This is a genomic window from Nonomuraea sp. NPDC005730 (genome assembly GCF_040630865.1).
GTDB lineage: Bacteria > Actinomycetota > Actinomycetes > Streptosporangiales > Streptosporangiaceae > Nonomuraea.
This window is the reverse complement of sequence record NZ_JBEXYK010000093.1, coordinates 16770-27796: the sequence shown is the minus strand read 5'-3', so window position 1 is coordinate 27796 and position 11027 is coordinate 16770. Positions and strand designations below refer to the sequence as shown.

Below are 11027 nucleotides of genomic sequence, written 5' to 3'. Positions count from 1 at the left end.
GCCGAGGTTGAATGCGCCGATGTTGACCGCTGAGGCCAGCGTCAGCGGCGGCCCGGCCCTTTTCACTGTTCGTTGCCGGAGACTGCGGTGGAGGTGAGGCCGGAGGGCCTGCGCACGCGGGCGCTCCGGCCGGGACGGCTCACGTCGGGACGCCGGTCGCCCCCGCGGATCACGGGCGCGAGCCGGAGACGGCGGCTCACCAGGGGTGTGCCGCCGCTCAGCTTCGCCCGCAGTCGCGCGGGCGCCTCGGGGGCGCTGAGTTTCAGCGGCAACCGTGCCCCTCGGCGGGTCAGCCGCCGCCACAACGTGTGCCAGTCCACCATCGTTCCGGCCAGCGCGCCCATCGCCAGCACCGCGACCACCGCGATGACCAGGACGGCCAGGACGATGAGGACGAAGACGATCACCAGGGAGCCGATCGTACCGAGGACTGTCAACATTGGGCAAAAGTGCCCGCTCACCAGCGAATTATGCCAATTTTTTAGGATAGATCGGCCTTACTCGGCAATCCCCGTGGACTGGTCCAGCCGTCCCGGCAGGAGGTCGAGCCGGCGCAGTATCACGCCCTCGCGCAGCGCCCACGGGCACACCTCCAGCCGCTCGACCTCGAACAGGTCCATGGCGGCGTCGGCCACCAGCGCCCCGGCCGCCAGTTGCGCGGCCCGGCCCTCCGACACCCCGGACAGCTCGGCCCGCTCGGCGGAGCTCATGCCGGTCAGCCTGACCGCCCAGGCCGCCATGTCCGCCCGCGAGAGCGCGCGCGAGACGTACGGGCCCTCGCTGGAGGCCGCCGCGCCGGCGATCCTGGCGAGCTGCTTGAAGGTCTTGGAGGTGGCCACGGCGCGGTCGGGCTCGCCGTACCTGGCCACGTCGCCGACCGTGCGGGCGATCTCCGTACGGACGTGCTTGCGCAGCTTGCGCACCTCCTCGGCGGACGGCGGGTCGCCGGTGAACCAGTCGCGCGTCAGCCGCCCGGCGCCGAGCGGCAGCGACACCGCGACGCCGGGCTCCTCGTCCACCCCGGCGGCGATCTCCAGCGAGCCGCCGCCGATGTCGAAGGCCAGCAGCCGCCCGGACGACCACCCGAACCACCGGCGCACCGCGAGGAAGGTCAGCCGCGCCTCGTCGCGCCCGGACAGCACCGCGATGTGCACGCCGCAGCGCTTGTCGATCTCGGCGAGCACCTGCTCGCCGTTGGCCGACTCGCGCACGGCCGAGGTGGCGAAGGCGAGCAGGTCCTCCACCCCTTTGTCCTCGGCCAGCCGCACCGCCTCCTCGACGAACGCGCCGAGCCGTTCGATGCCCTCGGGCGCGAGCCTGTTGTCCGCACCCAGGTACTGGGTCAGGCGCAGCTCTTCCTTGTGGGAGTAGGCGGGCATGGGCCGCGCGCCCCGGTGGGCGTCGACGACGAGTAAATGGACGGTGTTCGAGCCGATGTCCAGCACGCCTAGTCGCATGGGAAAACGCTACCGTTCTGCGGCTTTTCCGGCGAAGCCGGCTCCGCCCCTGCCGCGCGGTGCGGAGCCGGCCGGCCGCCGCCGGGCCGCCGCGCGCGGGTCGAACACGCCCGGCGGCCGGACCGGGCACACGGGCTTCCGCCGCGCGGCCATAGTCTGATCGCATGTCACGAACCCTGCGACTGCTGATCACCGGCGGCGGCACCGGCGGTCACACCTATCCGGCCCTGACGACCCTGTCGGCCGTCCAGCGACGTCAGGTGCCGCACGACGTGCTGTGGGTGGGCACGGAGAACGGCCTGGAGGCCCGGATCACGGCCGAGCACGGCATCCCGTTCAAGGCGATCACCACGGGCAAGCTGCGCCGCCGTCCCAACCTCAAGGAGCTCGGCACCAACATCGCCGACGTGTTCCGCATCCCCGTCGGGGTGTTCCAGGCGGTGGGGCACGCCGCCCGCTACCTGCCCGACGTGGTGCTGTCCACCGGCGGGTACGTGGCGGTGCCGATCGGCGTGGCGGCCAAGCTGATCCGCCGCCCGCTGGTCATGCACGAGCAGACGACCGTGGTGGGCCTGGCCAACCGCATCCTGGCCCGGTTGGCGACCCGGATCGCGCTGTCGCACGAGTCGTCGCTGGAGTACCTGCCGCCCTCGGCGCGGGCGAAGGCCGTGGTGACCGGCAACCCGGTGCGGCCGGAGCTGCTGCAGGGCAACCGGGCGGCGGCCTACGACCTGTTCGGGCTGACGTTCGAGGTGCCGCTGATCTACGTGACCGGCGGGGCGCAGGGCAGCAAGCAGATCAACACGCTGATCGCCGAGATCCTGCCGCGGTTGTTGCCGCACGCGCAGGTCGTCCATCAGTGCGGGCCGGCCTGGATCGACCAGATGCGGGCGGTCGAGGTGCCGCCCGGCCTGGCCGACCGTTACCACCCGGTGCCGTACGTGGGGGCCGAGCTGCCCGACCTGTTCGCCGCGGCCGACGTGGTGATCTCGCGCAGCGGCGCGGGCACGGTGTCGGAGCTGACCGCGATCGGCAAGCCGTCGCTGCTGATCCCGCTGATCCCGACCGGAGGTGACGAGCAGCGCAAGAACGCCGGCTACCTGGTCTCGGCGGGGGCCGCACGGGCGTTGCTGGAGCCGCGGCCGACGGCCGAGCAGCTGCTGGCCGAGCTGATGCCGATGCTGGCCGATCCCGGGCTGCGCGCGGCGATGGGGCAGGCGGCGGGCAAGCTGGGCCGCGTCGACGCCGCCGACGCCCTGTGCGACCTGCTCCTGGAGGCCGCCCACGGCGGAACCCACCCGCCGCACGCCGCCGGTTCCCCCGCGCCGCACGTCCAGGGCGGTCAGGGCGGTCAGGGAGTCGGGGGGCCCGGCTCCAGGTAGCGGAAGGCCTCGTGGGCGGAGCTGACGCTCCGCCTCAGCGCCTGGTCCAGGCGGTCGGCGTCCTCGGTCAGGCGGGTCAGCTCGTCCATCGCGGCGTCGCCCGCGCCGGTCTCGGCGACGAGCTCCTCGTACTCGTGCAGCCGCGCGCGCAGCTCGGCGATCTGCTGCCGGGCCCGGTAGGCGCGTTCGGCCTCGGCCACGTTGGCGGCGTACCGCTCCAGCGCCTCCACCCGGGCCACGACGGCCTCCTCGCTGCTGTCCAGCGCCCTGGTGAGAGGTTCGGCCACGGCCGCGACCTCGGGCGCGTTCTCCCCCGCCAGGGTCTGCCGGTGCCTGGCGCGCAGGCCGGACAGCTTGGCCAGCAGGCGGGCGATCTCCCACTCCTGGGCGGGCAGCATCACCGCGTTGCGCACGTCGTCCAGCAGCCCTTCGAGGTTGACCCGCGACTGCGACACCGTGGCGACCGCCCGCTGGGCCCGGCGCAGCAGCCTGCGCGAGGACTCGTCGAGGTCGTCGAGGAGCACGTACCGGCCCTCGTGCCGGACGGCCTGGGCGTGCACCCGCCGCTCGTGCTCGGCCTCCTCCCCCTCCGGCGTCTCGGTGCGGACGAACGTCACGATCATCAGCGGGATGGCGAGGAGCACGAACAACAGCGGCCCCAGGGAGCGGCCGAGCCCGCCGGCGCCCAGCAGCAGGCCGAGGCAGACGGTCGCCCCGCAGACCGCGCCGAGCCGCCAGTACGGCCCGGCGGCCGGGCCCGGGGCGTCCGGGACCCAGCCCCTGCGTGTCCTGAGCAGCAGCCGCCGGTTGTCCCTGAGCAGCCGCGCGTCGGCCGGCGGCACGCCGGGATCGACGATCACGTCGGCCATGATGTCGGATCGGATGGGGATTCACCTCCTGCGAGGGCGGTTCCGAGGTCAGCTCTCCAGGTAACGGAACGCCTCGTGCGCCGACCGCACGCTGCGCCGCAACACCTGCTCCAGGTGGTCGGCGTCCTCGGCGAGCCGGTCGATCTCCGGGACGGCCAGCGCGTCGGCGCCGGTCTCGGCCAGCAGTTCCTCGTAACGCGGCAGGCGGGCGCGCAGCTCCTCGATCTGGCCGCGGGCGTGGTAGGCGCGTTCGGCCTCGGCGACGTGCCCGGCGTAACGTTCCAGGGCCTCGACGCGGGCGACCATGGCGGCCTCGCTGGTGGCCAGGGCCCTGTCCAGCGGCTCGATCACGGCGGCCACCTCGGGGGCGATGCCCCTGGACACCAGGGCCGCGTGCTCGGCGCGTAAGGCCGACAGCTTGGCCAGCAGGCGGGCGATCTCCCACTCCTGGGCGGGCAGCATGAGCGCGTTGCGGGCGCCGTCGAGCAGCCCCTCGGCGTTGACGTGCGAGCGCAGCACCGAACCGATGGCCCGCTGCGCCCTGGTCAGCACGTCCGCGGCGTCCCGGTCGAAGTCCTCGGGCAGCAGGTAGCGGTCCCGGTACGGGCGGGCCCGCTCGTACACCTCGCGGTCGCGCGACACGTCGTGCTCGGGCAGCTCGCTGATCGACGCGATCTTGACCAGGACGATGAAGACGAACGTGCCCAGCAACGTGAACCCGGCGGCCGGGTGGGACAGGGCCAGCAGCACGGCCATGAGCGCGACCACCCCGGGCGTGGCGGCCAGCAGGGCGACGCTGGAGACGTTCCGGAACCGGCCCGGGCGCGCGTCGGCCGGCGGCACCCAGCCCGACCGGATCCTGGACAGCAGCGCGGCGTTGGCCCGCAGCATCCCCGCGACCTCCGGAGGAACCCCCGGATCGACGACCACACCCACGCTCTGTCCCGGCACCTTGGCGCCCCCAACGCTCGCGATGCAGTGGATATTACGTATTTTTTCGCAAGGATGTCAGCCTCCGAAAGGTCAGGCCCGGAAACCCCCAGGTCCGTGGTGTCCCCGGGACGGCCCCAGCGACGGCCCCGGCGACGGCCAGAGCGGCGGACACGCAGGCGAAGGGGATGGCGGGCAGGACGTAGCGGTGGTCGAAGTCGAGGGCCGCCACCGGGGCCAGGAGCAGGAACGCCGCGACCGCCCAGGGCAGCAGGGCGGCGCGCCGGCGTCCGGCCGAGCCCAGGCCGCCGGCCAGGAGCAGCACGCCGAAGACCGTGCCGTGCAGGAACCAGGGGTAGGGGTAGGCGGCCAGGATCGAGGCGTACGGCTCGACGGAGCTCATGCCGCGGATGCCGGGGTCGTACTCCGAGCGCACCTTCGCGACGAGGGCGTGCTGCTCGGGCAGCGGCCAGGAGCCGCGCGGGAAGGTGGTGGACGGGTTCATCCGCCGGGGGTGGGGCACCGGCGACCAGGTGAAGGCGAGGGAGGTGTCGCGGGCCACCTCGCGCAGGTAGTCCAGCGGCTGGGCGGCGATGGCGCGCAGGGCGAAGGACCTGGCCAGGTCGTTGTGGGCGAACCGGTCGCCCGGAAGCCGGTTGAGCGAGGCGCCGGGGGCCCAGACGTACTCCGAGGCGGCGTCGGCGACGGTGCCGTTCGGGCAGAGCGGCGCCTCGGCGGGCGGCGGCTTGATGATCGAGCAGTCGGCGAAGGTCATGGTCCTGGCCCACAGGGCGACGCCGTCGGAGCCGCTGAGGGCGAAACGGCCGTGGTGCTGGGCGTACCAGCCGGCGTAGGCCGCCAGCGGCAGGGCGCCGGCCAGCACCAGCGCGGCCAACCGCCGCCAGGGCGCGCGGCGCAGCAGCAGCCAGCCGGCCGCCAGGGCGAGCAGCGGCACGGCGGCGGTCCTGGTCAGCCCGGCCAGCGCGAGCAGCAGCCCCGCCACCGCCGCGGCCCGCGCCGACGGCACCCCGGGCCAGACGCCCCGCGGCGCGCCGGAGGGGGCCCGGCGCCACATCAGGACCACCAGCGCGGCGGTGATCAGGAAGATGACCTGGAGGTCCGACAGCACGGCGTGCTCCAGCCGGACGAAGGACGGGTCGAACAGCACCGGCACGGTCGCCAGGGCGGCCCCCCAGCCGGGCAGCGAACGGCGCCGCAGCAACGCGTAGATCATCACGCCGATCCCCAGCCCCATGGCGTGCTGCACCCCGGCGATCAGTTCCACGCTGTGGAAGGGCCGCAGGGCCCACAGGAACCAGGAGTACCCGGCGGGGTGGAAGGCCGCCTGGGGCTGCATGTGCACGGCGGTGTCCAGGTACGTGAAGGAGTCGTACCAGTAGAGCTGCGCCGTGTCGTACCCGAGCATGACCAGCACGCGCAGTGCGGCGGCCGACGCCAGCACGCAGGCGAACAACCTGTGGCCGCGCGGGCGGCGCGCGGCGGGCGCGGGCGGGCGCGTCCCGGCCAGGGTGGCTGCCATGACCTTCTCCCCCGTGGCCGACCGGGTCGGTCCCGGTCGTAAGGGAGGCAGTCCAGCGGGACGCCGATAACCTGAGCGTCACCGAAAGTGGTTACGCCCGCGTTATGCGGTCTGGTCCAGACTTGCGGCGTTTATGATCTTCTTGGGGGCTACCAGTGCGGGTTTTGATCGCCGAGGACGAGCGCATGCTCGCCGACTCGATCGCCGAGGGGTTGCGGGGCGAGGCGCTCGCCGTCGACGTCGCCTATGACGGGGAGGCGGCGCTGGAACGGCTCGGCGTGCACGACTACGACGTGCTGATCCTGGACAGGGACCTGCCGGGGGTGCACGGCGACGAGGTGTGCCGGACGGTGGTGGAGCAGGATCGGCTGGTCAGGGTGCTGATGCTGACCGCGTCCGGCGACGTGCGCGCGCGGGTGTCGGGGTTGTCGCTGGGGGCCGACGACTACCTGACCAAGCCGTTCGCGTTCGAGGAGCTGGTGGCGCGGGTGCACGCGCTCGGGCGGCGCGCCCGCCGGGCCGACCCGCCGATGCTGGAGCGGGCGGGCGTGCGGCTGGACTGGGCGCACCGGCAGGTGTTCCGCGACGGCGTGTACGTGCCGCTGGCCCGCAAGGAGTTCGGCGTGCTGGCCGAGCTGCTGCGCGCCCAGGGCGCGGTGGTCTCGGCCGAGGACCTGCTGGAGAAGGTCTGGGACGAGCACATCGACCCGTTCACCAACACCGTGCGGACCACGATGATGAAGCTGCGCAAGAAGCTCGGCGAGCCGCAGGTGATCGAGACCCTCCCCGGATCGGGGTACCGCATCCCATGACCGTACGCATGCGCTTCGCCCTGGCCTGCGCCGGGGTGTTCTTCTTCCTCGGCGCCCTGACGGTGACCGGGGTGTACTTCGTCGTCCGGTCGCAGCTGGAGTACCGGGCGGACCTGATCAGGCCCGACTTCCCCCGGCAGTACTCCTACGGCGACTCCTACGAGGTCGCCTACCGCAACGCGATGCGGGCGCGCGCGGCCTACCAGCGCGAGACGCTGAGCGGGGTGCGCACCCTGGGCGGGCTCATCGTGCTGGCCGCCACGGCCGGGGCGTTCGGGGTCGGCTGGCGGGCGGCGGGCTGGGTGCTGCGGCCGGTCAAGACGGTGACCGAGACCGCCCGCCGGGTCGCCCAGAGCCACGACCTGACCGAGCGCATCGGGTACGAGGGCCCGCGCGACGAGGTCAAGGAGCTCACCGAGATCTACGACACCATGCTCGGCCGGCTGGCCCGCTCGTTCGACGGGCAGCGCCGCTTCGTCGCCAACGCCTCGCACGAGCTGCGCACCCCGCTGACGATCAACCGCACCCTGGTGGACGTCGCGGTGCGCCGCCCCGACGCCACCGACGACGTCAAGCGGCTGGGCGAGTCGCTGCTGCTGGTCAACGCCCGGCACGAACGCCTCATCGACGGCCTGCTGGCCCTGGCCGAGGGCGAGCAGGCGGTGCTGGACCGGCGGCCCTTCGACCTGACCGACGTCGCCGAGCACGTGCTCGACCAGGCCGGCGAGGAGGCGGCCGAGCGGGAGGTGACGATCCACCAGCTGCTGGACTCGGCGCCGACGACGGGCGAGGCGGTGCTGGTCGAGCGGCTGGTGCAGAACCTGGTGGAGAACGCGATCCGGCACAACCAGCCCAAGGGCGAGGTGTGGGTGACGACGCGGCGGCGGGCCGAGCAGGTCGAGCTGGTGGTGGCCAACACCGGGCTGCACGTCCCGCCGTACGAGATCGAGACGATCTTCCAGCCGTTCCGGCGGCTGCACGGCGACCGGCTGCGCTCGGAGCGGGGCAGCGGGCTGGGCCTGTCGATCGTGCGGGTCATCGCCGAGGCCCACGAGGGCACGGTGACCGCCAGGCCGCGCGACGAGGGCGGCCTGACGATCACCGTGGAGCTGCCGGTGGATCAATCCGTGCCCTGACCGTGATCGCGCCGCCGGTGGATCAGTCGGCGCCCTGGCGGATCTGCCAGAGTTCCTCCTCCGGCACGCCCGCCTTGACCAGTTGCTCCCAGCTCGCGACGCGCTCGGTCGGGTCGGCCAGCACCAGGCCCAGCAGCGGGCGCAGCTGGGCGTGGTCGGCGCCGTCCGCGCGCCACAACGCGCCCAGCGCCCGGTGCACCGCCGGGGACCGCACGGCCGCCGTCTCCACCAGCTCCCGCAGGACGGCCACCCGGTCGTGGAAGCGCAGCGCGCGCCCCTCCCCCACGGCCAGCATCAGCAGGTCGAGCAGCCTGCGGTGGCGGGGCGCGTGACCGGTGGCGGCGGCGACGATCACGTCGCCCATGGCGGTGCCCTCGGCGCCGCCGAGGATCACCTCCTCCTGGCCCCGCCCGGCGACGCGGTGCGCCGACAGGGCGTTGACCAGGCCCGTCCACCCCTCGTGCCCGAGCTGGCCCTTCCACAGGTGGCTGAAGGACGCCCAGCGGCCCAGCGGGTCGGGCCCGCCCAGGAGGTGCGAGACGGGCACGGGCTCCGGCGAGGCGGCCACGATGAGCAGCGCCAGGTTGGCCGAGTAGGCGGCCAGGCGGCGGGTGAGGGGATGGCGTACCGGCTCGAAGCCGGTGAAGCAGCGGCGGCGGCGCTCGTACAGGGACCGGCGCAGCAGCCCGGCCAGGTGGGTCACGCACCGGGCGCGTACGGCCGCCGGCACCTCGTCCAGCAGCTCCAGGATGAACCCGACCGTCGGCCCGCGCTCGGCCAGGCAGGAGAAGGACGTGACCGCGTACAGCAGGTCGTCGTCCACGCTCTGGGCCAGGGCCAGCGGCTCGTCCCCGGCCAGGCGGCGGCGCCGGTCGAGGTCGCGCAGCGCGTACACGGTCAGCCAGGCGGTCAGGAACTCGCCGAAGGTGGAGTGGAGGAAGGAGTGGCCGTCGCGGCGGATGAAGAAGAAGCGCTCGGTGGCCCGGCGGGCCCAGTCGACGGGCGGGCGCGGCTCGTCGGGCTCGTCGGGCTCGTCCTGGCCGCCTTCGCACAGGGCGGGCAGGTCGCGGGCGAGGTCCTCCTCGGTGATGACCTGACGGCCGCGGGCGAGCATGGACAGGGCGACCGTGCCGAGCAGGACGAGCTCGCTGTCGATCGCCACCCGCTGCGGGGTGGCCGTCTCGCGTTCGGTGAAGTCGCGCAGCAGCACCTCGTACAGGCGGGCGCGGCCGATCGGGCGGTGCTCGCGCTGCAGGGCGTTGCCGCCGGCGTCGTAGAGCGCGAGCAGCAGCAGGAGCAGCGGCTGCCGGGCCATCTCGCCCTGGGCCAGCGCGGTCGCCGCGGGCAGCGGCTTCAGGTCGCGCCGGGCCAGCAGGGCGCGGTTGGCCTGGTCCCAGATGTCGAGCCACTGGCGCACCTGGTCGTCCTCGAACGGCTGGAGCTGCAGCGCCAGCAGCCCGTCGGGGAACCTGATGCGGTCGGCCACCACGGTCCGGCTGGTCACGATCACCACGACGGGCCGCCCCAGCGCGGCCTCGCGGCGCTGGAACTCCTGGAGGTGCCCGAGGTAGTCGTAGCGGTTGACGCCGCCCTGCAGCAGCTCGTCGAAGCCGTCGAGCAGGATCACCGGCAGCGCGCCGTCGCCCGCGGCGACCAGGTCGGCGTAGGCGACCTCCTCCTCCAGCACGGCGGCGACGGCCTGCTCGATCTGCTCGGCGACCGGCGCGCGCGGCGAGACGCGCGGCAGCTCCACCCTGATCGGCAGGAACTCCGACCTGGCCAGCCGGGCGCCGAGCACCTCGGTCAGCTTGGACTTGCCCGCGCCGGGCTCGCCGAGCACCAGCAGCGGCGCCTGGGTGGCGCGCAGCGAGGTGAGGTGGCCGACGAGGAACGCCTCGGCGTCGGGCAGCAGGCGCTGGTCCCGCCACCAGCCCACGGAGGAGGGATCGGACTCGCGGGTCAGCTCGGCGACCCGGCAGCGCGGGCTGAGGTAGCCCTCGCCGAGCAGCGGGAGCGAGACGTCCTCGGGCAGCTTGCCGGCGGCCAGCAGGGGACGGTCGAGCGCGTTCGCGGCCATCCTGGCCCGGTGGATCATGGGACGGTCGCCGACCCGCGGCGGGGCCAGCTCGGCCAGCAGCCAGGCCACCCGGGACAGACCGGTGCCCGGCGTCTGGCGGTCGGTGACCAGGCTGCGCACGCCGAACTCGTGGCTGTCCAGGGACAGCGAGCGGAAGTCCTCGTCGTAGATGCGCAGGGCGCGCGCGGGCGGGCCCTCGGCCAGCATCCGGGGTAACAGGAGCTGGTCGTCGACCGGCAGCTCGTCCCACACGCTGAGGCCGCCGACGAACCCGGCCATCGCCTCCGACATGCGCAGGTGGGCGCGTTCGACGGCCTGGCGGGTCTCGGCGAAGGGCACGTGCGGCTCGGGGGTGGGCAGGCGTTCCATGAGGAGACCGGCCACCAGGCGGGCGAAGCGCTCGGGGGTGGGCACGCCGTGGGAGATCTTGTCGGCCCGGTCGAGCTGCTCCAGGGTGAAGGGCAGCTTGGCCTCCCCCAGCGCCTCGAACCAGGCCGAGACGACGATCACGGCGTGCGCGGCGGCCAGGCGCTGGGTGCGGGTGTAACGGTCCACGCCCCCCTTCAGCTCGGGCATCCTGCGGATGACCTCCTCGCCGTAGCGCACGACGTCGGAACGCAGGTCGGCCAGGCCCATGGTGAGCAGCCCGCCCCCGGCCAGCGCCCACCCCGTGCGGGCGGCGGCCGCGGCGAAGCCGACCACCTTGACGAGCCTGCCCTCCTTGCAGCCGAGCACCCTCAGGGCGTCGGCGTAACTCGGGGTCTCGATCATCAGCCGCCTCTCCGGGACCGGGAGGTCCCATCATGCGCCGGGAGGCGCCCCCG

9 protein-coding genes are annotated in these 11027 nt (G+C 73.8%); 3 read left to right on the top strand and 6 right to left on the bottom strand.

Annotated elements, in window-relative coordinates; genetic code table 11:
• Positions 1-62: 62 nt before the first annotated feature.
• Entirely contained in the window at positions 63-440 is a 378-nt protein-coding gene (locus ABZ444_RS48660) for a hypothetical protein (protein ID WP_358011494.1), read from the bottom strand.
• 57 nt (positions 441-497) lie between these two features.
• Entirely contained in the window at positions 498-1457 is a 960-nt protein-coding gene (locus tag ABZ444_RS48655; RefSeq protein WP_358011491.1) for a Ppx/GppA phosphatase family protein, read from the bottom strand.
• 164 nt (positions 1458-1621) lie between these two features.
• Here ABZ444_RS48655 and ABZ444_RS48650 point away from each other — a divergent pair, with 164 nt between their 5' ends.
• Positions 1622-2839, top strand: a complete 1218-nt coding sequence (locus tag ABZ444_RS48650) for a UDP-N-acetylglucosamine--N-acetylmuramyl-(pentapeptide) pyrophosphoryl-undecaprenol N-acetylglucosamine transferase (protein WP_358011489.1) — start codon at positions 1622-1624, stop codon at positions 2837-2839.
• On the opposite strand, the gene ABZ444_RS48645 is transcribed toward ABZ444_RS48650, so the two are convergent.
• Genes ABZ444_RS48645 through ABZ444_RS48635 form a run of 3 tightly spaced genes read right to left on the bottom strand, consistent with a single transcriptional unit; the run spans position 2809 to position 6178 of the window.
• Positions 2809-3708 carry a hypothetical protein gene (locus tag ABZ444_RS48645; RefSeq protein ID WP_358011486.1) on the bottom strand — a complete coding sequence of 300 codons (900 nt, stop codon included), beginning with the start codon at positions 3706-3708 and terminating at the stop codon, positions 2809-2811. The genes ABZ444_RS48650 and ABZ444_RS48645 overlap by 31 nt on opposite strands.
• A gap of 48 nt (positions 3709-3756) precedes the next feature.
• On the bottom strand, positions 3757-4644 hold the full coding sequence (locus ABZ444_RS48640) for a hypothetical protein (RefSeq protein WP_358011484.1): 888 nt from the start codon (positions 4642-4644) through the stop codon (positions 3757-3759).
• Between the two features lie 49 nt (positions 4645-4693).
• A complete protein-coding gene (locus ABZ444_RS48635) occupies positions 4694-6178 on the bottom strand; it encodes a hypothetical protein (protein ID WP_358011482.1) in 1485 nt (494 codons plus the stop codon).
• A 155-nt stretch (positions 6179-6333) separates the two neighbouring features.
• On the opposite strand from ABZ444_RS48635, the gene ABZ444_RS48630 reads away from it, so the two are divergent.
• Both ABZ444_RS48630 and ABZ444_RS48625 read left to right on the top strand, forming a co-directional pair.
• On the top strand, positions 6334-6990 hold the full coding sequence (locus ABZ444_RS48630) for a response regulator transcription factor (protein ID WP_358011479.1): 657 nt from the start codon (positions 6334-6336) through the stop codon (positions 6988-6990).
• Complete coding sequence (locus tag ABZ444_RS48625) at positions 6987-8126, top strand: HAMP domain-containing sensor histidine kinase (RefSeq protein ID WP_358011477.1); 1140 nt, start codon at positions 6987-6989, stop codon at positions 8124-8126. Before ABZ444_RS48630 ends, ABZ444_RS48625 begins: the two co-directional genes overlap by 4 nt.
• Before the next feature lie 22 nt (positions 8127-8148).
• Here the strand turns inward: ABZ444_RS48625 and ABZ444_RS48620 are convergent, their stop codons facing one another.
• Positions 8149-10974: a hypothetical protein gene (locus tag ABZ444_RS48620; RefSeq protein WP_358011475.1), complete on the bottom strand. Its 2826-nt coding sequence runs from the start codon at positions 10972-10974 to the stop codon at positions 8149-8151.
• Positions 10975-11027 lie beyond the last annotated feature (53 nt).

What these genes read in the sequence shown, in the direction of transcription:
- ABZ444_RS48660 (WP_358011494.1), bottom strand. Translation starts at nt 440, where the DNA reads ATGTTGACAGTCCTCGGTACGATCGGCTCCCTGGTGATCGTCTTCGTC.
- ABZ444_RS48645 (WP_358011486.1), bottom strand. Translation starts at nt 3,708, where the DNA reads ATGGCCGACGTGATCGTCGATCCCGGCGTGCCGCCGGCCGACGCGCGG.
- ABZ444_RS48655 (WP_358011491.1), bottom strand. Translation starts at nt 1,457, where the DNA reads ATGCGACTAGGCGTGCTGGACATCGGCTCGAACACCGTCCATTTACTC.
- ABZ444_RS48620 (WP_358011475.1), bottom strand. Translation starts at nt 10,974, where the DNA reads ATGATCGAGACCCCGAGTTACGCCGACGCCCTGAGGGTGCTCGGCTGC.
- ABZ444_RS48625 (WP_358011477.1), top strand. Translation starts at nt 6,987, where the DNA reads ATGACCGTACGCATGCGCTTCGCCCTGGCCTGCGCCGGGGTGTTCTTC.
- ABZ444_RS48650 (WP_358011489.1), top strand. Translation starts at nt 1,622, where the DNA reads ATGTCACGAACCCTGCGACTGCTGATCACCGGCGGCGGCACCGGCGGT.
- ABZ444_RS48635 (WP_358011482.1), bottom strand. Translation starts at nt 6,178, where the DNA reads ATGGCAGCCACCCTGGCCGGGACGCGCCCGCCCGCGCCCGCCGCGCGC.